General features: G+C 67.4%; 22 protein-coding genes. 14 read left to right on the top strand and 8 right to left on the bottom strand.

Annotated features, from left to right (window positions below; genetic code table 11):
- Nucleotides 1-140 precede the first annotated feature (140 nt).
- Both GTH33_RS14660 and GTH33_RS14665 read left to right on the top strand, forming a co-directional pair.
- Nucleotides 141-1,577 (top strand): AMP nucleosidase, encoded by a 1,437-nt coding sequence (locus GTH33_RS14660; protein ID WP_163959028.1) that lies wholly within the window; start codon nucleotides 141-143, stop codon nucleotides 1,575-1,577.
- 76 nt (nucleotides 1,578-1,653) lie between these two features.
- Nucleotides 1,654-2,199, top strand: coding sequence for a hypothetical protein (locus GTH33_RS14665; RefSeq protein ID WP_163959029.1), 546 nt, complete (start codon nucleotides 1,654-1,656; stop codon nucleotides 2,197-2,199).
- A gap of 115 nt (nucleotides 2,200-2,314) precedes the next feature.
- Here GTH33_RS14665 and GTH33_RS14670 read toward each other — a convergent pair whose 3' ends face one another.
- Together GTH33_RS14670 and GTH33_RS14675 are read right to left on the bottom strand one after the other, a co-directional pair.
- Nucleotides 2,315-4,138, bottom strand: a complete 1,824-nt coding sequence (locus GTH33_RS14670; RefSeq protein WP_163959030.1) for a M2 family metallopeptidase — start codon at nucleotides 4,136-4,138, stop codon at nucleotides 2,315-2,317.
- A gap of 99 nt (nucleotides 4,139-4,237) precedes the next feature.
- Nucleotides 4,238-4,999, bottom strand: a complete 762-nt coding sequence (locus GTH33_RS14675; protein WP_163959031.1) for an alpha/beta fold hydrolase — start codon at nucleotides 4,997-4,999, stop codon at nucleotides 4,238-4,240.
- 368 nt (nucleotides 5,000-5,367) lie between these two features.
- Between GTH33_RS14675 and GTH33_RS14680 the strand changes: the two genes are divergently transcribed.
- The gene (locus GTH33_RS14680) at nucleotides 5,368-5,628 is read left to right on the top strand and encodes a hypothetical protein (RefSeq protein ID WP_163959032.1); all 261 of its coding nucleotides are present in this window, start codon (nucleotides 5,368-5,370) and stop codon (nucleotides 5,626-5,628) included.
- Between the two features lie 84 nt (nucleotides 5,629-5,712).
- Nucleotides 5,713-6,549 (top strand): endonuclease/exonuclease/phosphatase family protein, encoded by an 837-nt coding sequence (locus GTH33_RS14685; RefSeq protein WP_163959033.1) that lies wholly within the window; start codon nucleotides 5,713-5,715, stop codon nucleotides 6,547-6,549.
- Nucleotides 6,550-6,553: 4 nt separating this feature from the next.
- On the opposite strand, the gene GTH33_RS14690 is transcribed toward GTH33_RS14685, so the two are convergent.
- The 3 genes from GTH33_RS14690 to GTH33_RS14700 form a co-directional block, all read right to left on the bottom strand.
- A complete protein-coding gene (locus GTH33_RS14690) occupies nucleotides 6,554-7,582 on the bottom strand; it encodes an aspartate-semialdehyde dehydrogenase (protein WP_163959034.1) in 1,029 nt (342 codons plus the stop codon).
- Between the two features lie 63 nt (nucleotides 7,583-7,645).
- Entirely contained in the window at nucleotides 7,646-8,362 is a 717-nt protein-coding gene (locus tag GTH33_RS14695; RefSeq protein WP_163959035.1) for an MgtC/SapB family protein, read from the bottom strand.
- Between the two features lie 132 nt (nucleotides 8,363-8,494).
- The gene (locus GTH33_RS14700) at nucleotides 8,495-10,768 is read right to left on the bottom strand and encodes a S9 family peptidase (protein ID WP_163959036.1); all 2,274 of its coding nucleotides are present in this window, start codon (nucleotides 10,766-10,768) and stop codon (nucleotides 8,495-8,497) included.
- Nucleotides 10,769-10,949: 181 nt separating this feature from the next.
- Between GTH33_RS14700 and GTH33_RS14705 the strand changes: the two genes are divergently transcribed.
- The 5 genes from GTH33_RS14705 to GTH33_RS14725 all read left to right on the top strand — a co-directional run bounded on the left by GTH33_RS14705 (nucleotide 10,950) and on the right by GTH33_RS14725 (nucleotide 15,106).
- Complete coding sequence (locus GTH33_RS14705) at nucleotides 10,950-11,609, top strand: DUF6975 family protein (RefSeq protein WP_163959037.1); 660 nt, start codon at nucleotides 10,950-10,952, stop codon at nucleotides 11,607-11,609.
- 83 nt (nucleotides 11,610-11,692) lie between these two features.
- On the top strand, nucleotides 11,693-12,541 hold the full coding sequence (locus tag GTH33_RS14710; RefSeq protein ID WP_163959038.1) for an AAA family ATPase: 849 nt from the start codon (nucleotides 11,693-11,695) through the stop codon (nucleotides 12,539-12,541).
- A gap of 372 nt (nucleotides 12,542-12,913) precedes the next feature.
- Nucleotides 12,914-13,480 (top strand): CHAP domain-containing protein, encoded by a 567-nt coding sequence (locus GTH33_RS14715; RefSeq protein WP_163959039.1) that lies wholly within the window; start codon nucleotides 12,914-12,916, stop codon nucleotides 13,478-13,480.
- A gap of 166 nt (nucleotides 13,481-13,646) precedes the next feature.
- On the top strand, nucleotides 13,647-14,825 hold the full coding sequence (locus tag GTH33_RS14720; RefSeq protein WP_163959040.1) for a vWA domain-containing protein: 1,179 nt from the start codon (nucleotides 13,647-13,649) through the stop codon (nucleotides 14,823-14,825).
- Between the two features lie 11 nt (nucleotides 14,826-14,836).
- Complete coding sequence (locus GTH33_RS14725; RefSeq protein ID WP_163959041.1) at nucleotides 14,837-15,106, top strand: hypothetical protein; 270 nt, start codon at nucleotides 14,837-14,839, stop codon at nucleotides 15,104-15,106.
- A gap of 351 nt (nucleotides 15,107-15,457) precedes the next feature.
- Here GTH33_RS14725 and GTH33_RS14730 read toward each other — a convergent pair whose 3' ends face one another.
- Complete coding sequence (locus GTH33_RS14730; protein WP_163960097.1) at nucleotides 15,458-16,543, bottom strand: anhydro-N-acetylmuramic acid kinase; 1,086 nt, start codon at nucleotides 16,541-16,543, stop codon at nucleotides 15,458-15,460.
- 143 nt (nucleotides 16,544-16,686) lie between these two features.
- On the opposite strand from GTH33_RS14730, the gene rimO reads away from it, so the two are divergent.
- From rimO to GTH33_RS14745, 3 genes are read left to right on the top strand one after another with little or no spacing between them, the layout of a single operon-like run.
- Nucleotides 16,687-18,024, top strand: a complete 1,338-nt coding sequence (rimO, locus tag GTH33_RS14735) for a 30S ribosomal protein S12 methylthiotransferase RimO (RefSeq protein WP_163959042.1) — start codon at nucleotides 16,687-16,689, stop codon at nucleotides 18,022-18,024.
- A gap of 55 nt (nucleotides 18,025-18,079) precedes the next feature.
- Complete coding sequence (locus GTH33_RS14740; protein ID WP_163959043.1) at nucleotides 18,080-19,486, top strand: serine hydrolase domain-containing protein; 1,407 nt, start codon at nucleotides 18,080-18,082, stop codon at nucleotides 19,484-19,486.
- Between the two features lies 1 nt (nucleotide 19,487).
- Nucleotides 19,488-20,849, top strand: a complete 1,362-nt coding sequence (locus tag GTH33_RS14745) for a leucyl aminopeptidase family protein (protein ID WP_163959044.1) — start codon at nucleotides 19,488-19,490, stop codon at nucleotides 20,847-20,849.
- 47 nt (nucleotides 20,850-20,896) lie between these two features.
- Here the strand turns inward: GTH33_RS14745 and GTH33_RS14750 are convergent, their stop codons facing one another.
- Nucleotides 20,897-21,640 (bottom strand): energy transducer TonB, encoded by a 744-nt coding sequence (locus GTH33_RS14750; protein WP_163959045.1) that lies wholly within the window; start codon nucleotides 21,638-21,640, stop codon nucleotides 20,897-20,899.
- Between the two features lie 80 nt (nucleotides 21,641-21,720).
- On the bottom strand, nucleotides 21,721-22,467 hold the full coding sequence (tpiA, locus tag GTH33_RS14755; RefSeq protein WP_163959046.1) for a triose-phosphate isomerase: 747 nt from the start codon (nucleotides 22,465-22,467) through the stop codon (nucleotides 21,721-21,723).
- 110 nt (nucleotides 22,468-22,577) lie between these two features.
- On the opposite strand from tpiA, the gene GTH33_RS14760 reads away from it, so the two are divergent.
- Together GTH33_RS14760 and trpE are read left to right on the top strand one after the other, a co-directional pair.
- Nucleotides 22,578-24,518, top strand: coding sequence for a peptidylprolyl isomerase (locus GTH33_RS14760; RefSeq protein ID WP_163959047.1), 1,941 nt, complete (start codon nucleotides 22,578-22,580; stop codon nucleotides 24,516-24,518).
- Between the two features lie 13 nt (nucleotides 24,519-24,531).
- Entirely contained in the window at nucleotides 24,532-26,073 is a 1,542-nt protein-coding gene (trpE, locus tag GTH33_RS14765) for an anthranilate synthase component I (protein ID WP_163959048.1), read from the top strand.
- Nucleotides 26,074-26,704 lie beyond the last annotated feature (631 nt).

Here is a 26,704-nt window from a genome sequence, read left to right on the forward strand (position 1 = left end):
GCGAGGAAGCATCAGCGGTGCCCCATGCACCAACCCACCCCCGACCCCTCCCTTCCAGGGAGGGGAGCATTTCGCTTCGCGGTATAGGCACCGACGCCCCCCGTCTTGCCACCGTCACGCCCATTGCGTAACAATCCGCAATGACAACCGCATCCCAGATCGTCGCCGACCTCGACCGCCTCTATCGTGCTTCGGTCGACCGCTTGCAGACCGCGCTCAACGCCTATCTCACCGATGGCACGCCGCCCTCGCCGCAAAGCCGCATCGACGGCTCGTTCGCCTATCCCGTCATCCGCCTGCGCTACGCCAGCGTCGGCGATCGTCCGGCGCCGCTGCGCTCGTTCGGCCGCCTCGTCTCGCCCGGCGACTATACGATCAGCGTCACCAAGCCGGCGCTGTTCGCCGACTATCTGACCGAACAGCTGACCCTGCTGATCGAGGATTACGACGTCACGGTCGAAGCGGTCGCGGGACGGCAGGAAATCCCCTTCCCCTACGTCCTCGACCCCGGCCACGCCCTCAGCCTCGACACCGTGTCGGCGACCGAACTCGCCCGCCATTTCCCGGCCACCGAACTGGCGCACATCGGCGACGAGATCGCCGACGGCCTGTGGATATCGGACGGCGGCAGCCGCCCGCTCGCGCTGTTCGACGCGCTGCGCACCGACTTCAGCCTCGCCCGCCTGCGCCACTATATGGGGACGCCGTCGGAACACACGCAGCGCTTCGTGCTGTTCACCAACTACCACCGCTACGTCGACGAATTCGTCCGCTGGGGCGCATCGCAACTCGGCCCGGAAAGCCGCTTCACCGCGCTGTCCGGCGCCGGCAACATCGTCATCGACAATCCCGGCGACGTCGACAAACTGGTCAACGACAGCGCGTGGCGTCGGCACCAGATGCCCGCCTATCACCTGATGGCGGACGATCGCACCGGCATCACCCTGGTCAACATCGGCGTCGGCCCGTCCAATGCCAAGACGATCTGCGACCACCTGGCGGTCATGCGGCCCGAGGCGTGGCTGATGATCGGCCATTGCGGCGGCCTGCGCCCCAGCCAGCGCATCGGCGACTATGTCCTCGCCCACGCCTATCTGCGCGACGACCATGTGCTCGATGACGTGCTGCCCCCCGAAATTCCAGTCCCCGCGATCGCCGAGGTGCAGCAGGCGCTCGCCCGCGCGTCGGAGATCGTCAGCGGCCAGTCGGGCGAAGAACTGAAGCGGCGCCTGCGCACCGGCACGATCGTCACCACCGATGATCGCAACTGGGAATTGCGCTATTCCGCCTCGGCGCTGCGTTTTTCGCTGTCGCGCGCGGTCGGCATCGACATGGAATCGGCGACCATCGCCGCGCAGGGATATCGCTTCCGGGTCCCCTATGGCACGCTGTTGTGCGTCTCCGACAAGCCGCTCCACGGCGAACTGAAGCTGCCCGGACAGGCCAACCGCTTCTACGAACGCGCGATCAGCGAGCATATGCGGATCGGTATCGAAACCTGCGAACAGCTGCGGCTGGAAGGTGAGAAGCTGCACAGCCGCAAGCTGCGCGCCTTCGACGAACCGCCATTCCGGTGATCGCGGAGCCGAACCGCGGCTAATGCGTTACGCTCCCGAACCAATTCAGTCCGAATTACATCAGGGAGTGCAGCCCATGGCCGACGACACCACCGATTCGCCGAAGACCGACACGCCCGCCACCCCGCGTCGCCGCGCGCCGCGCAAGACCAGCACGACGCGCAGCACCCCGGCGAAGGCGAGCACGGCCAAGCCCCGCACGCCGCGCGCGAAGGCGGAACCATCGGTGGTCGAGACGGTGGAATCGGCCGTCACCGACGTCGCGGCAAAGACGACGCGTCGCGCCAAATCGGCGGCGGCGAAGGCCGAAGGCGCGGTCGCATCGGCGGCCAAGGCGGTAAAGCCCCGCTCCACCAAGCGTGCGACGCCCCGCGCCACCACCGGCAAGAAGCCCGGTCCGAAAAAGGGCGCGGCCGATGCCGGCACCAGCAAATGGGGCATCGCCGCCGTCGGTGCCGGTGTCGCCGCGGTCGGCGCCGCCGCCGCAGCGGCGCTGCTGACGCTGCGCAGCAGCACGCCCAAGGACGGCGGCAAGAAAGCGCACACGCCGGACGGCAAGGATGCGTCCAAGTCGTTCCAGGCGGGTATCGCCGACGAAAACACGATCCCCGACAAGATCTGATCCCGCCAGTCCTTCTCCCCGCCGGGGAGGGGGTTCGGGGCATGCGTCCTACCGGTCGTATCCCCCGGACGGCATCGCGCTCACGCCTGCTGCCGGCAGGACGGACGGCGTGCCGTCACCAGCCGGTCGGCTTGCCCTTGTTCTGCTGGTCCAGCCACGTCTTCAGCGGCGCGAAATAGTCGACCAGCGCCTTGCCCGACATCTGCCGCGATCCGGTCATCACCTGCAACGCATCCGGCCACGGCTTCGACTGGCCCATGCTCAGCATCGCGTCGAGCTTCTGCCCTACCGCCTTGTTGTCATAGAACGAACAGCGATGCAGCGGCCCCTTCCAGCCCGCCTGATCGCACGCCGCCTTGTAGAACTGGAACTGCAGCACCCGCGCCAGGAAATAGCGCGTGTACGGCACCGTCGCGGGAATGTGATACTTGGCGCCCGCGTCGAACTTGGTCTCGTCGCGCGCCACCGGCGGCTTGATGCCCTGGTACTTCAGGCGCAACGCGTCCCAGCCCTTCTGATAGTCGCCGGTCCCGATCTTGCCCGAAAACACGTCCCACCGCCATTTGTCGACCAGCAGGCCGAACGGCAGGAACGCCACCTTGTCCATCGCCTGGCGCAGCAGCAGCCCGATGTCCTTGTCGGGGGCCGGCACCTGCGCCGGCGCGAGCAGCCCGATCTTCACCAGATAATCCGGCGTGATCGACAGCGCGACGGTATCGCCGATCGCCTCGTGGAATCCGTCGTTGGCGCCGTTCTTGTACAGGAACAGCTGGTTCTTGTACGCGCGCTGATAGTAATTGTGGCCAAGCTCGTGATGGATGGTGACGAAATCGTCGCCGTTCACCTTGGTGCACATCTTGATGCGGATGTCGTCGGCATTGTCGATATCCCATGCCGATGCGTGGCAGATCACCTCGCGGTCCGCCGGCTTGACGATCTGCGAACGCTGCCAGAACGTCTCGGGCAGCGGCGCGAAGCCCAGCGATGAATAGAACGCCTCGCCCTGGCGGACCATCTTCACAGGGTCGTACCCCTTGGCCTTCAGCAGCTCGCCGGTATCGTAGCCGACGTCACCGGCCCCCTTGGGCGCGACGATATCGTAGATATTGCCCCATTCCTGCGCCCACATGTTGCCGAGCAGGTCGCTGCGGATCGGGCCGGTCTTCGCCTGCACCGCATCGCCGTATTTCTCGTTCAGCTTCCACCGTACATAGGTGTGCAGCGCCATGTACAGCGGCTCGACCTCTTTCCAGATCTGGTCGGTCAGCGCCTCGAACTGCTGCGGGCTCATGTCGTAGCCCGAACGCCACATCGCGCCGACGTCGCCAAAGCCCAGCTCCTTCGCGCCCGCGTTCGAAATGGCGGTCATGCGCGTATAGTCCTTGCGCATCGGCGCGCCGACGTTGTCGTTCCAGCTGACCCACATCTCCTGCAGCTTGGCGGGATCGCGCGTCGTCCCCATCGCCGCCTCGATATCCGATCCGTTGATCGGCTTGCCGTCCAGCGTTCCCTTGCCCTTGCCATAGGACGACGACATCCGCGTGGTCAGCGTCGCCAGTTCCGTCGCCGCGCCCGGCGTGGTCGGTGCGGGCAGGCCGACGCCGTTCTTCAGCAGGTCCAGCTTGCGCCGGGTATCGCCCGACACGCCGGCGACCCCGTTGAACCGCGCTGCACCCTTCGCCCACTGCACCGCCTTCTCGGTCAGTTCCGCGCCGGACTTGGCGGCCAGCGCATCGGTATCGTCGGTGATGTAGGTCGCATTGACCCAGGCCGTCTGGTTGGCGGGGACGGACAGGTCCGCCGCCTCCTTCTCGACGCCGGCGACATAGGCGTCGGCTTCGGCGGCGGTCGGCTTGGCGGCGGGTGCTGCTGCGGTCTGGGCGGCAACGGGCGCGGCGAAGAGCGCCACGGCGAGCGCGGCGGTGGAAACGAGACGCATGGACGAAAAACCCCTGACAAACATCGTGTTGCCGTCAGGATGCGCGCCTCACCCCCCGCCGGTCAAGCGGCCGTGCGGCAATCGTCCGGAACGCAGGCGTCAGGAACTCAGGAAATCGGCGATCGCCTGCCCCAGCTCGGGTTTCGCCACCGCGCTCATATGCCCGCCCGGTATCTCGCGGAACACGGCGTTCGGCAGCGCATCGGCCAGCGCCGCGCCCGATCCGTTGTCGTCATCCTCCGCCCCGGTGATGACCGCGACCGGCACGTCGATGTTCGCCAGCGCGGACCGCGGCGTGTCGACGAACGTCGCCAGCACGTTCAGCAGCGCGACGGGATCGCCCTTCGTCGTCTTCAGAAAGGCCTCGGTCATCCATTCGTTGGTGCCACGCTCGAAGCTGCCGAGGTTGGTCAGGATGTTGCGGAAATACTCGCCCCGGCCGGACGTCTGCAAGATACCGGTCAGCCCCATACCCGACAGCATCGCCCGGCGGGGGGTCGCGCCGTTCACCAGCATCCGCATCGTCGTCCGCCCGCCCAGCGAATAGCCGCCCAGGTCGTAGTCGGTCAGGCCGAGGTGCGCGATCAGCGCCATGCCGTCGCGCATCAGCGCATCGGGCGGATAGGCGGCGATATCGTGCGGCCGATCGCTCGCTCCATGGCCGCGCAGGTCGGGCATGATGACCCTGAACCCGCGCGCGGCGATCGCCGCGGCATGGCCGTATTTGATCCAGTTGACCTCCGCCGTGGAAAAATAGCCGTGGATCAACACCACCGGCCGCCCCGCGCCCAGTTCGCGCCAGGCAATGCGGGTGCCATCGAAGCTGGTGAAATAATCCGTGTCGGTCGGGAGATGGGCCAAGGGTCTCGTTCCATGTGCTGGCGGTGCGTTAGGTCGTCACCGTCGATTGGGTCCGAAGGCCGCGCATGTCCACCCTTCACAAGCGCCCGCGCGTCATGGCGGCCTGCACGATCGGGCGGAACGGCATGACGTGTCGAAGCGCGACCGCCCACCCGCCGCCATGCCCCGCGCCCGGCCGTGCGCCAGCCATACCGCAGATCCGAGGCATTCGTGCCGGCCGCCTGCGCCAGCGTGCCCGCCCCGGCCGCGTCCCGCCACGCTCCACCGACCACGCCGTAGCGGACTTGCCCTTGCGACATCGTTCGCCACACTCTTCCCAACCGAGGAAAAAAGGCATACTCTCTCTTCAAAATATAAGGAGAGCGACGATGACCGAAGGTCTGTATGGCAAAACCGGCGACGAAAGCCTGGTGATCCTCCAGAGTCTGTTGTGCCTGCTGCGTGAGAAGAACGTGCTCAGCCGCGCCGATATCGAGGAATTGACCGATCGGGTCGCGATGCGCGCCGCCCAGGCGGAGCGCGACCCCCTTCCCTGCTGCGCCGAAGCGACCCAGGCCGCTGCCCGCGAAATGGCGCGGATCGGCACCTATGTCGGCCAGCATTACGGCGGCAAGCACCGCCGCGTCTGACCCTCGATCCGTTTCGGAGGCGGTTGGCCTACCGGTTCGCGGCGCCCTGTGTCCTGATCCCTGCATCGCAGCAGGAGATGACGCATGGCCTCGACCGTCCCGATCAATAACTGCGCCTATTGCCTGACGACTTGGAATTCGCAGGGCAGCCTGAAGCGCCAGGAGAAGCAGGACATCCTCAAAGGTCTGCCGATGCCGGCCAAGACCAACATCCTGTTCCTGCAAGAGGCGGGAGCCGAGCCGGTCGCGCTTGCCGGCTATTCCTCCTTCACCGGAGACCAGGTCGGCTCATTTGCCGGACGATGCACCTGCCAGTTGCTCGTTCCTGTGCCGGCGACGCCGGTCATGCTGGTGACGAAGGACAAGGCAGCGTTCGTCACCGGCGGCGTGGCCGGTCGCACCTGCGCCGCCGCAATGCTCGGCGACACGCTGCTGATCTCCATGCACACGACCGCCAACGACACCGCAGCGGATACCATCGCGCTCGTCGCCCTGCTCAATACGAACCCCGATTATGCGAAATGTCGGCTGATCGTGATCGGGGCGGATTTCAACATCGAACCCGATTCGCTCCAGGCCAGCCTCGCTGCGCAGGCGATCACGCGGACCGCGACGCTTTGGCCCTTCGCCGCGGCGATCTGGCGGACCGGCCAAAAGACGCAGGGCGGGGCCGGCAAGGACAAGCGGGAACTGGACTATTTCGTCGTGCTGACGCCGCGCAACCCTGCGGTCGATTTCCGCGCGGGCCAACCGAGCGTGAAGGCGGTGGATTGCAGCGACCACAATCCCGTGCAGATGGTCTGCGACCTGCCACCGCCGCGGGCGAGCGCACCGACGGCCGCCCGGCAGACCGCGGCGCGATCCGCGGACGTCACGCCGGCGGACAGGCCCGGGCCGCGCACGCTCCGCCGCCCGGGCTGACGGCTCAGCCGTCCTTCTTCAGGTGCCGTCGGCCGAGCAGCTCCGCGATCTGCACCGCGTTGAGCGCGGCGCCCTTGCGAAGGTTGTCGCTGACGCACCAGATGTTCAGGCCGTTCTCCACGGTCGGGTCCTCGCGGACGCGGCTGATATAGGTCGCATCGTCGCCGGCGGCCTCGATCGGGGTGATGTAGCCGCCGTCCTCGTGCTTATCGATCAGCATGATCCCCGGCGCCTCGCGCAGGATGCGCTTGGCGTCCTCGGCCGAAATCTCGTCCTCGAATTCGATGTTGATCGATTCCGAATGGCCGACGAACACCGGCACGCGCACGCAGGTCGCCGTCACCTTGATCTTGGGATCGAGGATCTTCTTGGTCTCGACCACCATCTTCCATTCCTCCTTGGTCGATCCGTCGTCCAGGAAGCTGTCGATGTGCGGGATCACGTTGAACGCGATCTGCTTGGTGAACTTCTTGGCCTCGGCGGGATCGCCGACGAATATGTTGCGGCTCTGCTCGAACAGTTCGTCCATGCCGACCTTGCCCGCACCGGACACGGATTGATAGGTCGACACCACCACGCGCCTGATCCGGGCCACGTCGTGGAGCGGCTTCAGCGCCACCACCATCTGCGCGGTCGAACAATTCGGATTGGCGATGATGTTGCGGGCCTTGTAGCCGTCGATCGCCGCGGCATTCACTTCCGGCACGATCAGCGGCACGTCGGGGTCCATCCGGTACAGCGACGAATTGTCGATCACCGTACAGCCCGCTGCGGCGAACTTGGGAGCATAGACCTTGGTCGCCTCGCTGCCGATCGCGAACAGCGCCATGTCCCACCCCGAAGGATCGAAATGCTCGATGTTCTGCACCTTCAGCATCTTGCCGGTGTCGCCATATTCGATCGTCTCGCCCTGGCTCCGGCTCGACGCCAGCACCGCGATCTCGTCCGCGGGGAATTCGCGCTCGGCGAGGATGTTGACCATCTCGCGCCCGACATTGCCCGTCGCGCCCGCGACCACCACCCGATAACCCATCACAGTCTCCATTCGTACGCCGCGCCGACTAATACGGTTGCGCCGTCAGGTCCATCGGCTTTCCTAATCGTGCGTGCTGACCTGCCAGGTCGCATGATCGATCCCGTGGACGCGGCCGAGGTGCGCGACCAGCGCGTCGAGTTCGGTGTCGGGCACGTTGGTGCCGACCAGCGTCGCGACCAGCGCGACATGATCCTCGCCGCGCTTCTGCGTGTTGAGATCGGCGACCGGCAGCTGCGCCGCCTCCAGATGCCCGACGAGCAGGTCGCCCATCGGTCCGGCAGCGGGCGTCGGCACGGTAATGGTGACGCTATAGGTCGCTTCCACCGTGCTGCCGGCAAAGGGGATGCGGTTGATCGCATCGACCAGCGGCCTCAGCGCGGTGTTGGCGACCAGCACGACGATCGTCAGCAGCACCGCTTCGGCCACCATGTCCGACCCCGCGATCGACCCCACCGCCGCGGAGCACCAGAGCGTCGCCGCGGTGTTGAGACCGCGGACGTTCATCCCCTCCTTCATGATGACGCCGGCGCCGAGGAAGCCGATCCCCGACACCACGTAAGCGATGATACGGATCGATTCGACGTCACCGCCCAGCCGCTGGCCGAGGTCCACGAACGCCGCCGCACCGATCGCGACCAGCGCGTTGGTCCGCAGACCCGCGGTACGCTGGCGATATTGCCGCTCCGCCCCGATCGCGGTGCCGAGGACAAAGGCGGTGACGTAGCTGACCAGCGTGTCGAGGAACGGCCAGAGGTGGAACAGGGTCAGAAAGCGCATCGCGCGCCCTTAGTTCGCGACGATGACGAAATCACGTCGCCACGTCGTCATTGCGAGGCAGGCGCGGCGATCCAGGGCGCCGCTGTACGGCTCCGGATTGCTGCGCTGCGCCCGCAATGACGATCGGGGGAATTACTGTGCCGGCTTGTTCTTCACGGTGCGATCCAGGAACTCCAGGATCGTGCCCCACAGGTGCGGCGCCACCGGTCCGCCGACGCGGTGGGTATAGCCGGGGTAGAACATCATCTCGAACGGCGTCGCGGTCGCCTGCATCCGCGCCGCGACCTTGGTCGAATTGTCGAGGAACACGTTGTCGTCCGCCATGCCGTGGATCAGCAGCAGCGGATCTTTGATCTTCGCTGCATCCTCGACCGCCGCCGACGTGGCATAGCTCTTGGGGTCCTTCGCCGGATCGCCCAGATACCGTTCGGTATAATGCGTGTCGTACAGCTGCCAGTCCGTCACCGGCGCACCCGACACCGCGGCCGCATAGACGCCCGGCGTCTTCTCCAGCATCTTGAGCGACATATAGCCGCCATACGACCAGCCATAGGTCGCGATTTTCGTTGCGTCGACGAACGGCAGCGTCTTCAGATACTCGGCGCCCGACAGCTGGTCCTCCACCTCGACCGTGCCCATCGCGTGATAGATCTGGTCCTCGAACGCCTTGCCGCGATTGTACGACCCGCGATTGTCGATCTTGAAATAGATGTAGCCCTGATCGACCAGGAACTGCGGCAACGCGCCCTGCCAGCCATGCGTCACCTGCTGACCGGTGCCGGGCCCGCCGTAATGTTCGAAGAAGACGGGATAGGTCTTGCCCGCGACCAGCGGCGGCGTGATCATCTCCCAGTACAGGGTCGTGCCGTCCTTGGCCTTGATCGTCCCGAACTTGGTCGGCTGATGGCTGGCGAGATACGGGTAATAGGGATGCCCCGGCCGGATCGCATTCTCGTTGATCCACGCGATCCGCTTGCCGCTCGTGTCGGCCATGTACACCTGTGCCGGCTGCTTCGGGTTCGAGCGCGTCACGATGAAGCGGGTCGCCGCGGCATCCATCGTCGCGCTATTGGTCCAGCCAAGCTCGGTCAGCCGCGTGATGACGTTCGGCCGCGCGATATCGACGGCATAGACATGCTGTTCGAGCACGTCGTCCTTGGTGCCGGTGAAATACAGCCGCCCGCCGCCCGATCCCGCGGCGCCCTCGTCGACGCCGACCAGACCGGTAACCACCCAGGCGCCCTTGGTCAGCTGCGTCCACTTGCCGTCCGGCGTCCAGCGATACAGGTGGCCATAACCGTCCCGCTCCGACCGCCAGATCAGGCTGCCGTCCTTCATCGGCTTGTAATCGTCGCTGAGGTTTAGCCAGCTGCGCGCGCCCGATCGCTCGGTGAACAGCACGCTCGCCTTCCCCGTTTCGGGGTCGACGCGCAGCATGTCGAGCGTCTTCTGGTCGCGGCTCTGCCGCTGCACCAGCAGCGTCTTGCCATCGGGTGTCCAATCGACCCGCGCCAGATAGATGTCGGGGTTCGATCCCAGATCGACCTTCACCTGCCCCGACCCGTCGGGCCGCATCACATACAGCTCCACAAGTACGTTGGGCGTACCGGCGGCGGGATAGCGCTGTTCGTACGTCTTGGTCCCCGCCGCGCCGATCGACGCGCGCGTGAAGACGCGGACCGGCGCCTCGTCGAACTTCTCCACCGCAATGTACCGTTCGTCCGGCGACCACCAATAGCCGGTGCGGCGATCCATTTCCTCCTGCGCGACGAATTCCGCCTCGCCGAAGTGGATCGTGCCGCCGCCACCCTGCGTCACCGCGCGCGCCTCACCGCCGGCAAGCGGGTGCGCATACAGGTTCTGGTCGCGCACGAAGCTGACGTAGCCGCCCTTCGGCGACACCACGGGGTTGAGCTCGCCGCCAGGCGTCGCGGTCAGCCGCCGCACCTTGCCATCCAGCGTCGCCAGATACAGGTCGCCGTCCAGCGGCACCAGGATCGACCGGCCGTCCGGCGCGAAGTCATAGGCGACGATGCCCTTCGACCCGCTGATCCGCGCGCGCTCGCGCTGCATCTTCTCCGCCTCGGTCAGCTCGGCGCCGCTGCCGACCTTCTTGCTGTCGACCAGCATCCGCTCCGCGCCCGTCCGCGTGTCGCGCGCCCACAGGTCGGTGCGCTCCTTCTCATCGGCCCGCGCGCGCAGGAAGGTCAGCAGCGTGCCGTCCGGCGACAGCCTGACGCCGCGCGGCTGCGATCCCGACAGGTCGGGGCTGCCGAACACCCGCGCCAGCGTCAGGTCGCCGGTCGCGGTGGCCGCCGTCGTCGCGGCCTGCTGGCCGATCGCCTCACCGGCCATCGCCAGATTCCCCGCCGACGCCAGCGCCACGCCTAAGATCCATCTCCGCATTACCTTGCTCCATTCATCGTGCCGTCGTTCTTAGGCCACGTTCCGGCGACGTAAAGGTGCATTGCGCGGGGGTTAACGCGCCATAAACCGCGTTTTTACGCGGTTCGGTATAGGTCGTGGGAGGACAAGGACGGCGCCGCTCCGGATAGGCGAGGCGGCGCGCGTCTGGTTTCGGGGTAACATGTTGGATACGGCACATATCGGCTGGCACACGGGCGCCTGGGACCTCGTTACCCAGCTGGGCGCCGCCGACGGCAGCGCAACGCACCCGCATCTCGCCTTCCTGATCTCGGCCGACGCGCCGCCGCGCGACCTGTCGGATGCCATCCACGCGCTGTGCGCCGTCCACGGCGACCATCCCGGCCTCGCCGCGGAGGCGCGCACCCATTGCGTGCAGCCCGACGCCTGCGACTGGCTGAGCGCGGTCGCGGACGCCTTCGTCGCCGAACGCAGCTATATCGCGCAACTCGCCGCCGCCGCCGGCCCCCTGCCCTCGACGCCGGGTCAGGCGGAAACCGAAGCCGCGCTCATCACCAGCCACCATGCGATCGAGATGCTGGCGACATCGGAACGGCGCGGCTGCGCCACCGGTGCGGTCGCCGCGCTGGTGCAGGATTGGGCGACGATCCGCCTGCTGCTCGACCACGCCGCCACCCGCTTCGGGGTCGAGGCGGTGCCGGCGAGCTTCCCGCCGCTCGCCGAAACCGCATCCAGCGTCACCATGCTCGGCGGCACGCCCGCCACCGAACGCGCCGTCCGCTTCGGCGCGCAGCAGCTGCTCGCCCAGCATCGCGCCTTGTGGGACCTGCTCGAGGCACGCGCCAGCGCCCGCGGGGCCTGACCCCACCCGCGTCCCAACCCGCACCTTGCGCCGGCGCGGGCAATCGGCCAACGACGTACCCGACATTCAATTCGGGAACGGCCATGAAGCGCTTCGAAGGCACGCAAAGCTATGTCGCCACCGACGATCTGAAGGTCGCGGTCAACGCCGCGGTCACGCTGCGCCGCCCGCTGCTGGTCAAGGGCGAACCCGGCACCGGCAAGACCGTGCTAGCCTATGAGATCGCCAAGGCGACCGGTGCCGAGCTGATCGAATGGAACGTCAAATCGACGACCAAGGCGCAACAGGGCCTTTACGAATATGACGCCGTCGCCCGCCTGCGCGACGGCCAGCTCGGCGACGAGCGCGTGCACGACATCGCCAACTACATCCGCCGCGGGAAATTGTGGGAGGCGTTCACGCGGCCGAGGCCGCCCGTGCTGCTGATCGACGAGATCGACAAGGCCGACATCGAATTCCCCAACGATTTGTTGCAGGAACTCGATCGCATGGAGTTCCACGTCTACGAGACGAAGGAGACGGTGCGCGCGGTCGAACGCCCGATCGTCGTCATCACCAGCAACAACGAAAAGGAGCTGCCCGACGCGTTCCTGCGCCGCTGCTTCTTCCACTACATCAAATTCCCCGATCGCGACACGATGCAGGCGATCATCGACGTCCACTTCCCCGGCATCCAGAAGATCCTGGTCAGCAAGGCGATGGACATCTTCTACGACGTCCGCGACGTCCCCGGCCTCAAGAAGAAGCCGAGCACCAGCGAACTCCTCGACTGGCTCAAGCTGCTCCTCCACGAGGACATGCCGCTCGACATCCTCCAGAACCGCGACCCGACGAAGGCGATCCCGCCGCTCCACGGTGCGCTGCTGAAGAACGAACAGGACATCATGCTGTTCGAACGCCTCGCCTTCATGGCAAAGCGCGAGCGGCGCTAGCCGACGGATCGCCCCACACCACGCGCGTGCCGCGGCACCTCGTGACGGCGCCCTGAAGGACGGTCACCCCCCGCACCCCCTCTACCGTCATCTTCGCGGTTGCCGTCATCCCCGCGTTTGCGTCATCCCCGCGCAGGCGGGGATCCAGACACGCGACCTTAACCCGAAGCCGCTCCCCCAGCCCCGGCGTTCCGCAACGCCTTTAACGAAGCGCGCCACCGCTCCCATCCCCAGCCCAAAAAATTTCCAGCCTGCTGGGAACCAAATCATCCGTTCCGCAATCGAAACGACCGGCAAGAAATTGCCGTTTTCATGTCCGATTAACCGTAATTGCCAATCCGCTGGTCACCGCTCCCCCGGTAAAACCAAGGAATGCGGGGCTTTCTTCCCAGATGCGGCATGTTGGCCGCTGCAACATTGGCGGCAACGCTGATTGCCGCTCCCCTTGCCGCTTCTGCCGGCCTGCTGGATTACGTCGGCCAGTGCGTGCCCTTTGCGCGCGAAGCCTCCGGCATCCAGATCTATGGCGATGCATGGACTTGGTGGGGCCAGGCCAAGGGCAAGTACGATCGCGGCCACACGCCGCGGATCGGTTCGGTCGTCGTGTTCGCCAAGACCAGCCGCCTGCCGCTCGGCCATGTCGCCGTGGTCAGCCGCGTCGTCGAACGGCGCGTGCTGATGCTCACCCATGCCAATTGGTCGCGCCAGAACGGTGAACGCGGCCATGCCGAACAGGATGTGACGCTCTACGACGTCTCCGACGACAACGACTGGAGCGAGGTGAAGGTCTGGTATCGCGATGTCGAGGGCCTGGGCGGCAGCATCTATCCGGTCGAGGGGTTCATCTACGGCGGCCGCCCCTCGCCGCAACTGACCAGCCGCAATCCCGATTATGTCGGTGCCCTCATCGATGCCTACGTCCCGGGGGCCGGACGCTAGCGGAGTGCATTTCGGGCTGTCCTACACGGCCCGACCGGCGTAGCGTCCGGCGCATCATGGCATCGCTCCATCCCGCCCCTGCCGTCCATCGTCCCCCGGTCGGACGCGGAAGGCGTCTCGGACCGCGACGTAGTGTCAACTTCGCCAACTTCCGCGGGCGAATCGCATGTTCCTGAACTTCCTCGACGAGCTTCGCGCCGCCGGCATCCCGGCCAGCCTCAAGGAACATCTCGTCCTTCTCGAGGCGCTGGATGCCCAGGTGATCGATTCCACGCCGGAAGCCTTCTATTATCTCGCTCGCGCCACCTATGTGAAGGACGAGGGGCTGCTCGACCGGTTCGACCAGGTCTTCGCCAAGGTCTTCCGCGGCATCGCCACCACCTACGGTACGCAGGCCGAAGACATTCCCGCCGACTGGCTGCAGGCCGTCGCCGAAAAATTCCTGACGCCCGAGGAAATGGAGCGGATCAAGTCGCTCGGCTCGTGGGACGAGATCATGGAGACGCTGAAACAGCGGCTCGCCGATCAGGAGGGGCGTCACCAGGGCGGCAACAAATGGATCGGCACCGGCGGCACCAGCCCGTTCGGCAACGGCGGCTATAATCCCGAGGGCGTGCGTATCGGCGGCGAAAGCCGGCACGGTCGCGCGCTGAAGGTCTGGGACCAGCGCGAATTCAGGAACCTCGATTCGACGCGCGAACTCGGCACCCGCAACATCAAGGTGGCGCTCCGCCGCCTGCGCCGGTTCGCGCGAGAGGGCGCCGCCGACGAACTCGATATCGACGGGACGATCGACGGCACCGCGCGTCAGGGCTGGCTCGACGTCCGCATGCGTCCCGAACGCCGCAATGCGGTAAAGCTATTGCTGTTCCTCGATGTCGGCGGCTCGATGGACCCGTGGGTGAAGCTGTGCGAGGAATTGTTCAGCGCCGCCACCGCAGAATTCAAGAACCTCGAATTCTTCTACTTCCACAATTGCCCGTACGAAGGGGTGTGGAAGGACAACACCCGCCGCTTCGCCGAACGCACGCCATTGTGGGACGTGCTCCATAAATTCGGGCACGACTACAAACTGGTGTTCGTCGGCGATGCATCGATGAGCCCCTATGAGATCACCCATGCCGGCGGCTCGGTCGAACATCATAACGAGGAAGCCGGCGCGGTGTGGATGCAGCGTCTCACCAACACCTATCCCGCCGCGGTGTGGCTCAATCCGGTCCCGGACGCGCAATGGGGCTACAGCCAGTCGATCCGGATCCTGCGCGAATTGATGACCGACCGCATGTACCCGCTGACCCTCGCCGGCCTCGACGATGCGATGCGGGAACTGACCCGCAAACGATAGGGAGAAAGACGATGCCTTACCCGATCCTGTCGACCATCCTGTTGCCCGCACTCGCCGGTGCCCAGCCGCATCCCGCACCGAACCCCATTCCGAGATCGAACATGCCGGTCCACGGCAAGGCCGCCGATCCCAAATGCGAACGCCCGCTCGCCCGCCACGTCGGCGACGTGCCGCCGCCCGGCATCCGCAAACTCGGCGAGATGCCGCCGGCCAAGCCGATCTATACGGTGCTGCGCGAAATCGACGGCTGCCCGAAGCCGGTCAGCGTCCCGGCACGCTGATCGCCTCACCGCCCGCCGTCATCCCGGCGAACGCCGGGACCCATGGTCACACAACAGGTGCCGCGGCGACCTCGTCAGCCGCCCGCCACCATCGACCCGGCGTTCTTGGCGACGACGAAGATTTGGATCGGCCGATAACCCGGCCGCTCATCGGCGCAGACCCGTCGCTGTTGGACGCCCGCTCGCGTAACCCGCCGCGACGGTTGGCGATTATGAGCCGGTCTGTCCTACGCTCCACCGGCCGGCTACACGACCTACCACTCGACCGCTCTTTCGCATCATCGCCAGAATGGAAACGATCGCTCCCCTACATTTCCGTACGAATGCCCATGGTGTTCAACGTGTCCCGCTTTACGGCTGGCTCACCACCCCGCCCGTCATCGCCGCCGCGACGCCGGTCGTGCCCGGAAAGCTGATCGGCAGCCCTTTCAGCGTCCGCGCCGCCATATAGGCGAAACCCTCCGCCTCCATCGCATCGCCGTTCCACCCCAGGGCATCGCTCGGCTCCGGCACCAGCCCGGTCCGCTCGGCGATCATTCGCAGCATCGTCGGATTGTGCCGACCGCCACCGGCAACGATCAGCCGCCTCGGCCGCGCCGGCAGCCGGTCGATCGCCTCGTTGACGCTCGCCGCCGTAAAGGCGGTCAGCGTCGCCGCTCCGTCGGCGGCGGCCAGTCCGCGCGCCGGCTGGATCGTGAAGTCGTTGCGATCGAGGCTCTTCGGTGGCGCAAGGTCAAAGAATGCGTGATCCAGCATGCCGGTCAGCACCGCCTGGTCGACGCGACCCGCCGCGGCGAGCGCACCGCCCTCGTCATAGCGCGCGCCCGTCTCTGCCTCGATCCAGCTGTCGATCAGTCCGTTGGCTGGACCGGTATCGAACGCGATCAGCCCACCGTCCGCACCGATGAAGGTGATGTTCGCCACCCCGCCCAGGTTCAGCACCGCCACCGGCAGGTCCAGTCCCGCCGCCAGCGCGCCGTGATAGACCGGCAGCAGCGGCGCACCCTGTCCGCCCGCCGCGACATCGGCGCTGCGAAAATCGCTGACGACCGTGATGCCGGTCGCCTTCGCCAGCACCGCACCATCGCCGATCTGCCATGTCCAGCCGCGGTCCGGCCGATGCGCCACCGTCTGCCCATGATAGCCGATCGCCGCGACATCCGCCGCCGCGACCCCCGCCTCGCGCAGCAGCTTGTGCACCGCAAAGGCATGCGTCCGGTCGATCAGCTCACCCGCCGCGACCAGATCGGGGCTGGCCCGCGGCCGGTCGAACGTCAACGCCAGCGCGGTCGCCGCCGCCAGTTGCGACCGGGCCGTATCGGAATACGGCTCACCGCGGAACGCGACCGGCTTCGCCTGCCTCTCGCCATCGGTTTCGATCAGGGCGGCGTCGATCCCGTCCAGCGATGTCCCGGACATCAATCCAATTGCCAGCATCACGCCCTCCCGCCGCCGCTGTGGCGCCTGCCCGTCACCCTGTCGAGCGGCTAGGCGCGCCGATGCGACGAACGCCCGCTATCCCGGCGCGAAATGCTAGTGTCTGGCGATCGGCACGAAAAAGCACTATGTGCCCGCGTTCCATGGCAACTCGTCTCCCCTCCCCGCCGCGCGTCGGCATGGTTTCGCTCGGCTGTCCCAAGAACCTGGTCGACAGCGAACGTATCCTGACCCAGCTGCGTGCCGACGGCTATCAGATGTCCGCCGATTACGCCGGCGCCGACGTCGTGCTGGTCAACACCTGCGGTTTTCTCGATTCCGCCAAGGAAGAAAGCCTCGAGGCGATCGGCGAAGCGATTGCGGAAAACGGCCGCGTCATCGTCACCGGCTGCATGGGCAAGGAGGCGGAGGTCATTCGCGCCCGCTTCCCGCAGGTGCTCGCCGTCACCGGCGCGCATCAATACGAACAGGTGGTCGAGGCCGTGCATGAAGCCGCCCCGGCGAACCTGTCGCCGTATATCGATCTGATCCCCGATGCCGGGCTCAAGCTGACGCCGCGCCACTACAGCTATCTCAAGATTTCGGAGGGCTGCAACCACCGCTGCTCGTTCTGCATCATCCCGTCGCTGCGCGGTGACCTCGTCAGCCGCCGCCCCGACGCGATCCTGCGCGAAGCGGAAAAGCTGGTCGCCGCCGGCACCCGCGAACTGCTCGTCATCAGCCAGGATACGTCCGCCTACGGCATCGATATCCGCAAGGAACCGCGGCTGTGGAAGGGGCAGGAGGTCGTGCCGCACATGACCGACCTCGCCCGCGAACTCGGCAAGGTTGTCGCGCCGGTCAACGGCTGGGTCCGCCTCCACTACGTCTACCCTTATCCCCACGTCGATCAGGTCATTCCGTTGATGGCCGATGGACTGGTGCTCCCCTATCTCGACATCCCTTTCCAGCATGCCGCCCCGTCGGTGCTGAAGCGGATGAAGCGCCCCGGCAACGATGCCAAGGTGCTGCAGCGGATCCACCAGTGGCGCGATATCTGCCCTGACATCGCCATCCGCTCGACCTTCGTCGTCGGCTTCCCTGGCGAGACGGAGGCGGATTTCCAATATCTCCTCGACTGGCTCGACGAGGCGCAGCTGGACCGGGTCGGCGCCTTCCGTTTCGAACCCGTCGAGGGCGCCGCCGCCAACGACCTGCCCGACCATGTTCCGGAAGAGGTGAAGGAAGAACGCTACCAGCGGATCATGGCCAAGACCGCCGCGATCAGCGCCGCGAAGCTCGCTGCAAAGGTCGGCCGCACCCTCCCCGTCATCATCGACGAGGTTGGCGAGGAAGGTGCCACCGGCCGCAGCCAGGCCGACGCGCCCGAGATCGACGGCCAGGTCTTCCTGCGCGATGCCGCCCACCTCTCGGTCGGCGACATCGTCGCGGTGGAGATCGAGGACGCCGACGATCACGACCTTTACGGGGTACCGGCCTGATCCAACGGCTTGCGTCGATGGATGACGGGGATTTCACTGTTGCGTCCCGGTACGGATGTGGCAGCTAGCGATCATGGTCTCCCATTCGCTCGCCGCCGCCCTCGCGCTCGTCGCCGCTCCCGTCGCCGCGCAGACCCTGTCACCCGTCGAACGGACGGCGGTCGACAAGGTGGTCACCGACGCACTTGCCACGACCGGCACACCGTCGGCACAGATCGCGATCGTCCGCGGCGGAAAGATCGTGCTGGTGAAGGCGTACGGCCGGCAATCGGACACCGCGCCCGCCCGGACCGATGCGCCCTATCAGATTGCGTCCATCTCGAAACAGTTCACCGCCGCCGCGCTCCTTATGCTGGAGGACGACGGCAAGCTGTCGATGGACGACACCGTCGCCAAATGGCTGCCGGGCGTCAGCGGTGGCGATCGCATCACCATCCGGCAATTGCTCAGCCATACCTCGGGCCTGCAGGATTACTGGCCGCAGGACTACAGCTTCGCCGCGATGGAAACGCCGACCACGCCGCAGGCGATCGTCGACCGCTGGGCAAAGAAGCCGCTCGATTTCGCGCCGGGCACGCAATGGCAATATTCCAACACGGGCTATGTCGTCGCCGGCCTGATCGCGGAAAAAGCGGCGGGCGAACCGCTGATGACCTTCCTGCAACGCCGCATCTTCGCGCCGCTCGGCATCACCGCGATCGATCAGGACAAGGCGGTCGGCGGCCGCTTCCCGATGGGGTATCATCGCAACGCGCTAGGGCCGGTTCGCGCCGCGCCGCCGCCTGCCGCAGGCTGGCTGTTCGCGGCCGGCGAACTCTCGATGAGCGCCGGCGATCTCGCAAAATGGGACGTCGCGAGGCTGGATCGCAGTGTGCTGCCCGCCGACGATTGGGCAGCGCAGGAAAAGGCGGTGCTGCTGAACGACGGCAGCACGACCAACTACGGGCTGGGCGTCAGCATCGGCAAACGGGCCGGCCAGCCGTATATCGAACATAGCGGCGAGGCCGTTGGCTTCCTGTCGGAGAACATCGTCTTCCCCGAACAGAAGGCCGCGATCGTCGTATTGACCAATGCCGATTTCGGCGATGCCTTTCAGGCGATCGCCGAAGGTCTTGCAAAGGCCGTCCTCCCGGCCGGCGCCGATGCGACCGAGGCGACTAAGACCAGGGCGGCACGGGCGATGTTCGATTCGCTCCGCAACGGCACGCTCGATCGCAGTCTGTTGACCGCCAACGCCGCCTATTACTTCTCGCCGCAGGTGCTCGCCGACTATCGCTCCAGCCTGTCCGCGCTCGGCGAACCGACCGGCTTCGAACTTGCCGGACCCAGGCGTTTGCGCGGCGGGTTCGTACAGCGACGCTACACCGTCACCTACCCCAAGCGAAAGCTGTCGATCGGCACCTTCGCCGAGCCGGACGGCCAGCAACGCTACGAACAATTCCTCGTGAGCCCGGCGAACTGACATGCCCGAAACCCTGCTTCAGCCCGACCGCGGCCAGCCTGCGCATCCGATCCATCTCGTGACACCCGATGGCGTCGACGCGTGGCTGAAGGTCCAGCCCCCTCGCGTGCGCTCGGCGCTCGCCGCCCAGCGCTTCACCGGCAAGGCGGGCGGCCATGCGGTGTACGTCGACGACAATGTGCAGGCGATAATCGTCGCCGCAACGCCCGGCCCCTGGACGCTCGCGCGGGCCGTCGCGGCGCTGCCCGGCGGAACGTATCGCGTGAACGGCGACTTGGGTCCCGCCGCGCTGGGCTGGTTGCTGGGGCAGTATCGCTTCGACCGATACCGCAAGGCAGATGATACGGCGGCGCGCATTCTGCTGACGTCCGATGCGGCCGCCATCGACGAAACGCTTCGCATCGCGAGGGCCACGGCGCTCGTACGCGACCTCGTCAATACCGGTGCCGGCGACCTCGGCCCGGCGGAGTTGGAGGTGATCGCCGAGCAACTGGCACAGCAGCATGGCGCCACCGTCACGGTGACTCACGGCGATGCGCTCGCCACCGGCTATCCACTGATCCACGCGGTCGGTCAGGCGGCGGTCAAGGAACGCGCGCCGCGGTTGATCGAGCTCGAATGGGGCGACCCGGCGCATCCCCGGATCGGGGTTGTCGGCAAGGGGGTAGTTTTCGATACCGGGGGGCTCGACATCAAGCCGGCGGCGGGAATGCGGTTGATGAAGAAGGATATGGGCGGTGCGGCGCATGCGCTGGCGCTCGCCGACCTCGTCATGGCGGCGCGGCTGCCGGTACGGCTGCACCTGTTGATCCCGGCGGTCGAGAACGCCATCGCCGGCAACGCCTTCCGCCCCGGCGACGTGTTGCGCAGCCGGCTGGGCCCGACCGTCGAGAACACCAATACCGATGCGGAAGGGCGGCTGATCCTGGCCGATGCCCTGACGAAAGCGGGGGAAGGCAAGCCCGAACTGATCCTCGACTTCGCCACCCTGACGGGCGCGGCGCGGGTCGCGCTGGGCCCCGATCTGCCGCCGCTGTTCACCGACGACGACGCGCTGGCGGACGACCTGCTGGCCGCCGGCACCGCCCTGGACGATCCGATGTGGCGCCTGCCGCTGTGGGACGGTTATGACGACATGCTGGCATCCGACATCGCCGACATGGTCAACGCGCCCGATGGCGGTTTCGCCGGCGCGATCACCGCGGCGCTGTTCCTGCGCCGGTTCGTGCCCAAGGGCGTTGCCTGGGCGCACATGGACGTGTTTGCCTGGCGACCGAGCGCGAAGCCGGGCCGACCGAAGGGCGGCGACGCCTATGCCGTGCGCGCGTGCTACGCCGTCCTGAAGCAGCGGTATCCCTGCTGACCGTCACCGGTCGATGGGCTGACCGTCACCGGTCGATGGACTGACCGTCACCGGTCGATGGTCGGCGGGTCGATGTCCCATTGCTGGTCGCGCAACACCGTCGACCGGACGGGTCGACCGGCGGCATCGCGCCACGGTTCGTAGCGGAAGCGCTTTTCGACGGCGCGGCAGGTCGCCTGGTCCATCAGCGCATTGCCGCTGGAGCGGGCGACGATGCAATTGGTGACGCGGCCGTCCGTCTCCACCCGGTAGCGCATGCCGACGACGCCGCGGAAGCCGACGTCGAGGATCGCATCGGGAATGTCCGACCCCTTGATGCGGCCGTTGATAAGCCGGGGTACGCGTTCCCAGCCGCTGCCGTCACCATCGCCATCGCCCCCTGCCCCGTTGCCGTTGCCGATCCCGCCGGCACCGGTGCCGGGCCCCGCCCGGTCGGATGCGCCGGACGTTGCCTGCACACCGATGTTGGGAAGCGGCGCGACGACGATCGGGGTCGGCGGCACGACCTGGATGATCGGGATGGGGGCGGTGACCTCTGTCGCCTTCGAGCGCAGATTGGGCGGTGACGCCTTGCCGCTGGCCCGGTTGATCTTGCGCTTCGGCGGCACGACACGCTCCGGCGGCGGCGGTTCGGGAGAGAGGTCGAAGGTCGCCAGCGCCTGCTGTGCCGGGCCGGTTACACCGTGGAACGCCAGACCGAGCAGCAGCGCGTAGCCGAGCGCCGCGACGATCACCGCCGTCAGAGTCGCCGCACCGAGCCGGTCGCGTAGAGGGGTGGGAGCGATCACCATGCGCAAGATGATGCCGCACCCCGCCTTTCGCAACGCTGACCGACCCCGGGTCCGCGCCCTGCCCCCGGCCGCGATGCCCCCTACAGCCGGGCGGCAGCCTCGATGATCGGCACGAACTTGGCCGCGGTGATGCTGGCGCCGCCGACCAGGGCACCATCGACGTTCTCGCACGCGAGGATCGTCTCGGCATTGTCGCCGGTCACCGATCCGCCATAGAGGATGCGAACGCCGTCGGCCGCGTCGCCGATCAGCATGCGCAGCTTGGCGCGTGCGATCGAGTGGATGGCCGCGATCTGTTCCAGCGTCGGGGTGCGGCCGGTGCCGATCGCCCAGCGCGGTTCGTAGGCGAGCGTGAACCAGCTGCCGTCGGCATTGTCGGGTACGGATTTCTCGATCTGCGCCTGCACCACGCGCTCGGCGCGGTCGGCGTCGCGCTCCGCCTCCGTCTCGCCGCAGCAGGAGATGACGTGGAGCCCCTGCCGCCGGGCCGCCGCCGCCTTTGCCCAGGCATCATGGCTGGTTTCGCCCTGGTCCGCGCGTCGTTCGCTATGGCCGACGATCGCGAACCGGGCGCCCGCCTCCGCCACCATCGCCGCTGAGACGCAGCCGGTATGCGCGCCGCTATCCGCCTCGTGCACGTCCTCGGCACCGATCTGCAACGCCGGCACGCGCGTGGCGGCGGGCGCGATCAGGGTGAAGGGTACGGCCACGGCGACATCCACGCCGGGCGCCGATGCGGCCGCCGCGGCGATGCCGTCGAGTTCGGCGAGCCCGGCCCGTGAGCCGTTCATCTTCCAATTGCCCGCCACCAGCTTGCGCCGTGTCATCCAACCTCCTGTTTTACGTGTTAAACAGGCAATGCCTGCGCCCGTGCTTGATGGCAAGGCGCCGCCCCCCTAAAGCGAGCCCAATTGTTCAAGGGACGATCGGCCTTTTCATGCTCAGCTTCTTTCGCCGGATCATCAATTCCAAGGCCGGTATCGTCGTCACCTTCATCGTGCTGGGCGTCATCGCCCTCGCCTTTGCCGCCGGTGACATCACCGGCCTGGGCGGTGGTTCGACCGCGCTGTCAGGCGGCAACGTCGCCACGGTCGGCGGCCAGAAGGTAGGTGCCGCGGAGCTGCGCAGCCGAGTGCAGACCGAGTTGCAGGCGGCACGCCAGCAGCAGCCGACCGCGACGATGGAACAGCTGCTGGCGCAGGGCGGGCTGCAGTCCATCCTGGATCGTACGATCAACGGACTGGCGCTGGAGGGCTTTGGCCATGACCAGGGCATGGTGGTCAGCAAGCGGTCGATCGACGGCGTCATCGCCAGCATCCCCGGCCTGCGCGGTCCTAACGGCCAGTTCGATCCGGCCAATTACCAGCGCCTGCTCGCCGACCAGAAGCTGACTGACGCGCAGGTCCGCAGCGACATCGCCCGGGACATCATCGCCCAGCAGTTGATGCTGCCGACGCAGGGCGCGACGCAGGTACCGATGAAGGTCGCTTTGCCCTATGCATCGTTGCTGCTCGAAAAGCGGGACGGCCTGGTCGGCTTCATCCCCGCCAAGGCGGTGGATGCCGGCGCGGCGCCGACCGATGCCGACCTGCAGGCATTCTACCGCCGCAACGTCGCCCGCTACACCGTGCCGGAACGCCGCGTCGTCCGCTATGCGATGGTCAGCCCCGCGCAGGTGAAGGCCAGCGCGACGCCGACCGATGCGGAGATCGCCGCCGCCTACAGGCAGCAGGCAAGCCGATTCGCCGCCGCCGAAAAGCGCACGATCGCCCAGGTCGTGGTCGCCGATCAGGCGGGGGCGAATGCGCTTGCCGCCAAGGTGAAGGGTGGCGCGTCGATCGCCGATGCCGCACGTGCCGCCGGGCTGGAGCCCGCGGTGCAGACCGGCGTCACCAAGCAGGCCTATGCCGCCGCCAGCACGCCGGCCGTCGCCGACGCCGCCTTTGCCGCGCAGCGCGGCGGCGTGATCGGGCCGGTGCGCGGGCCGCTCGGCTGGATCGTCGCGCGCGTCGATGCGGTCGAGCAGGTCGCCGGCAAGACGCTGGAGCAGGCGCGGCCCGAGCTGGTCGCCGAACTGTCCAAGCAGAAGCTGCAACAGGCGCTGTCGGACGTGCACGACAAGCTGGACGATGCGCTGGCCAAGAACGCGACCTTCGACGAGGCAATCGCCGACCAGAAGCTGTCGGCGCAGACCACGCCGGCGCTGCTCGCCAACGGCGTCAACCCGGACGCGCCGGCGACCCAGCCGGACCCGGCAGTGGTGCCGGTGGTCGCCGCCGCATTCCAGATGGCCGAGGGTGACCCGGCGCAGCTGGTCCCGATCGGCACCGACGGCGGATTTGCCGTCGTCGCGATCGGCCGCGTCATCGCCGCCGCGCCGCGCCCGCTGGCGCAGGTACGCCAGCAGGTCGCCGCCGACGTCACCGCCGATCGTGCACGCGCCGCCGCGCGCAAGCTGGCGAGCGACATCCTTGCCAAGGTGAACAAGGGCATGCCGCTGGCACAGGCGCTGGCGACGTCGGGCCGGGCGCTGCCCCCGGTCCAGCCCGCCAGTGCGACGCGCGCCCAGCTGGCGCAGCAGCAGGGTAACGTACCGGCCCCGCTCGCACTGATGTTCAGCATGACCAAGGGCAGCGCCAAGCTGCTGGAGGCGCCGAACAATGCGGGTTGGCTGATCGTCAAGCTGGACACGATCGTGCCGGGCAATGCCGCCGGCACCCCGGCCGCGATCAACGGCGCCCGCGGCGGCATCGCCCAGGTGGTCGGCCGCGAATATGCCGAGCAGTTCGCCCGCGCGATCCGCGGCGTCGTCGGGGTCAAGACGGACGCCGCCGCGCTGGCCAAGGTGCGCGCCGACCTGGCCGGCAACGGCAACTGAGGTGACCGCCGCGATGGATGATCCGATCGCGGCGCCAGCCGGCGGGCCGGTCGCTGCACCAGCCGGCGGGCCGGTCGCCGCGTTGGCCGCCGGTCGCCCGGCGTTCGTCTGGCGGCGGCAGGTTGCCGATACCGAGACGCCGGTCGCCGCCGCGCTGAAGCTGATCGAGCCGGGACGCGGCGACTATCTGCTCGAATCGGTCGAGGGCGGCGAGACGCGCGGCCGGCACAGCCTGATCGGCCTGGCGCCCGACCTGGTCTTTCGCGCATCCGGCGACCGGGCCGAGATCAACCGGCATTGGGCCACGGACCGCGATGCATTCGTGCCGGCGGAGCAACCGACGCTGGCGGCGCTGCGGGCGCTGGTCGCCGAATGTCGCGCCGACGTGCCGGCCGCCCTGCCGCGCGCGCTCGCCTGTCTGGTCGGCTATTTCGGCTATGAGACGATCGGACTGGTCGAGCGGCTGGACCAGCCGGCGGCCGATCCACTCGGGCTGCCGGACATGCTGTTCGTGCGCCCCACGGTCATCTGCGTGTTCGACCGGCTGGCCGACACGCTCTACCTCGTCGCACCGGTCTGGCCCGATCCGGCGCGCGATCCGGCGGCGCAGGTCGCGGCGGCGGAGGAGCGGCTGGACGCCACCGCCGCGCGGCTGGCGCATACGGCGTTACCGGCGCCGGTCCGCGCGGAGGCGGCCGAGCTGCGCTATACCCCCGCTGTGGCGCCGGCCGATTATGCGACGATGGTCGGGCGGGCGCAGGATTACATCGCGGCGGGCGACATCTTTCAGGTGGTGCTGGCGCAGCGGTTTTCGACGCCGTTCGCGCTGCCGCCGTTCGAGCTGTACCGCAGCCTGCGCCGGATCAATCCGTCGCCCTTCCTCTACCACCTCGACCTGCCCGGCTTTGCGCTGATCGGATCGAGTCCGGAGATCCTGGTGCGGGTGCGCGACGGACAGGTGACGATCCGGCCGATCGCCGGCACCCGCCCCCGCGGCAAGACCGCTGCCGAGGACGAGGCGAACCGCGAGAGCCTGCTCGCCGATCCCAAGGAGCGCGCCGAGCACCTGATGCTGCTCGACCTGGGGCGCAACGACGTCGGTCGTTCGGCGCGGCCGGGATCGGTGCGGGTGACGGCCAGCTATGGCGTGGAATTGTACAGCCATGTCATGCACATCGTATCGAATGTCGTGGGCGAGCTATCGCCGTCTGCCGACGCGATCGACGCGTTGTTCGCAGGCTTCCCCGCCGGCACGGTCAGCGGTGCGCCGAAGGTGCGCGCGTGCCAGATCATCGCCGAGCTGGAGCCGGAGCGGCGCGGTGCCTATGCGGGCGGCGTCGGCTATTTCTCGCCGGACGGGTCGATGGATTCGTGCATCGTGCTGCGGACGGCGGTGGTGAAGGATGGCGTCGTCCATGCGCAGGCCGGGGCCGGCATCGTCGCCGACAGCGTCGCGGCCTATGAGCAGCGCGAATGCGAGGCGAAGGCGGGTGCGATCCTGGCCGCGGCGCGGGATGCGGTGACGCGGGCGAGCGAGGGCGGGTTCGGGCAATAGCCCCGCGGGGCGGCGGCACGGGGCTGGCGCCGATACGGAAGGTCACGAAAGTCGCGCTTGTCGACGGGGTGCCGTAGGTCGCCCACGGGTGATGCCGCGGGTCCGAACGTCACGAACGTCACGCTTGTCGAAGGACGGCGATTGCCGTTCGATGATGGGTGATCCGTGCAGGGTCCACAGCGATCGACGTCCACGGGGCGGCGGCGGTTTTCTTCCCTATCAGAGTGTACCGCGGGCACGATGCGGGAAGAAGGGCGCCGCGCGTTCGCGATCGGCGCCAGTTCAGACTTGGAGGATCGAACGCTCGTCAGCCGGACCGGACCGCCGCCCAGGGCGGCGATCGGAACGTCCTGACTCGCGGTGTCAAAGAGCGCTTCGCTTGCCGTTTCGCCATCTGGGAGCCGGCAGGACCTTCGGCCTGCCCCTCCCCTGCGCATAAGCGGTGATGGATGGGGACGCGCCGAATGCGACGGCCAGATTCACATCTATCTTTTCAGGTGTGTAGGACAGCCCGTTTACTCGGCGTCTCGGCCATATGCCATCAACAGGTCGAAGACGCTCTTAACTCGCTGATATCACGGCTTGAATTATGACACGGCCGGACCGCATACCGGGAGGGCGGCATGCGGCG

Origin of the sequence: Sphingomonas insulae (assembly GCF_010450875.1) — a bacterium.
GTDB lineage: Bacteria > Pseudomonadota > Alphaproteobacteria > Sphingomonadales > Sphingomonadaceae > Sphingomonas > Sphingomonas insulae.

What these genes read in the sequence shown, in the direction of transcription:
- GTH33_RS14660 (WP_163959028.1), top strand. Translation starts at nt 141, where the DNA reads ATGACAACCGCATCCCAGATCGTCGCCGACCTCGACCGCCTCTATCGT.
- GTH33_RS14665 (WP_163959029.1), top strand. Translation starts at nt 1,654, where the DNA reads ATGGCCGACGACACCACCGATTCGCCGAAGACCGACACGCCCGCCACC.
- GTH33_RS14670 (WP_163959030.1), bottom strand. Translation starts at nt 4,138, where the DNA reads ATGCGTCTCGTTTCCACCGCCGCGCTCGCCGTGGCGCTCTTCGCCGCG.
- GTH33_RS14680 (WP_163959032.1), top strand. Translation starts at nt 5,368, where the DNA reads ATGACCGAAGGTCTGTATGGCAAAACCGGCGACGAAAGCCTGGTGATC.
- GTH33_RS14685 (WP_163959033.1), top strand. Translation starts at nt 5,713, where the DNA reads ATGGCCTCGACCGTCCCGATCAATAACTGCGCCTATTGCCTGACGACT.
- GTH33_RS14690 (WP_163959034.1), bottom strand. Translation starts at nt 7,582, where the DNA reads ATGGGTTATCGGGTGGTGGTCGCGGGCGCGACGGGCAATGTCGGGCGC.
- GTH33_RS14695 (WP_163959035.1), bottom strand. Translation starts at nt 8,362, where the DNA reads ATGCGCTTTCTGACCCTGTTCCACCTCTGGCCGTTCCTCGACACGCTG.
- GTH33_RS14700 (WP_163959036.1), bottom strand. Translation starts at nt 10,768, where the DNA reads ATGCGGAGATGGATCTTAGGCGTGGCGCTGGCGTCGGCGGGGAATCTG.
- GTH33_RS14705 (WP_163959037.1), top strand. Translation starts at nt 10,950, where the DNA reads ATGTTGGATACGGCACATATCGGCTGGCACACGGGCGCCTGGGACCTC.
- GTH33_RS14710 (WP_163959038.1), top strand. Translation starts at nt 11,693, where the DNA reads ATGAAGCGCTTCGAAGGCACGCAAAGCTATGTCGCCACCGACGATCTG.
- GTH33_RS14715 (WP_163959039.1), top strand. Translation starts at nt 12,914, where the DNA reads ATGCGGGGCTTTCTTCCCAGATGCGGCATGTTGGCCGCTGCAACATTG.
- GTH33_RS14720 (WP_163959040.1), top strand. Translation starts at nt 13,647, where the DNA reads ATGTTCCTGAACTTCCTCGACGAGCTTCGCGCCGCCGGCATCCCGGCC.
- GTH33_RS14725 (WP_163959041.1), top strand. Translation starts at nt 14,837, where the DNA reads ATGCCTTACCCGATCCTGTCGACCATCCTGTTGCCCGCACTCGCCGGT.
- GTH33_RS14730 (WP_163960097.1), bottom strand. Translation starts at nt 16,543, where the DNA reads ATGCTGGCAATTGGATTGATGTCCGGGACATCGCTGGACGGGATCGAC.
- rimO (WP_163959042.1), top strand. Translation starts at nt 16,687, where the DNA reads ATGGCAACTCGTCTCCCCTCCCCGCCGCGCGTCGGCATGGTTTCGCTC.
- GTH33_RS14740 (WP_163959043.1), top strand. Translation starts at nt 18,080, where the DNA reads ATGTGGCAGCTAGCGATCATGGTCTCCCATTCGCTCGCCGCCGCCCTC.
- GTH33_RS14745 (WP_163959044.1), top strand. Translation starts at nt 19,488, where the DNA reads ATGCCCGAAACCCTGCTTCAGCCCGACCGCGGCCAGCCTGCGCATCCG.
- GTH33_RS14750 (WP_163959045.1), bottom strand. Translation starts at nt 21,640, where the DNA reads ATGGTGATCGCTCCCACCCCTCTACGCGACCGGCTCGGTGCGGCGACT.
- tpiA (WP_163959046.1), bottom strand. Translation starts at nt 22,467, where the DNA reads ATGACACGGCGCAAGCTGGTGGCGGGCAATTGGAAGATGAACGGCTCA.
- GTH33_RS14760 (WP_163959047.1), top strand. Translation starts at nt 22,578, where the DNA reads ATGCTCAGCTTCTTTCGCCGGATCATCAATTCCAAGGCCGGTATCGTC.
- trpE (WP_163959048.1), top strand. Translation starts at nt 24,532, where the DNA reads ATGGATGATCCGATCGCGGCGCCAGCCGGCGGGCCGGTCGCTGCACCA.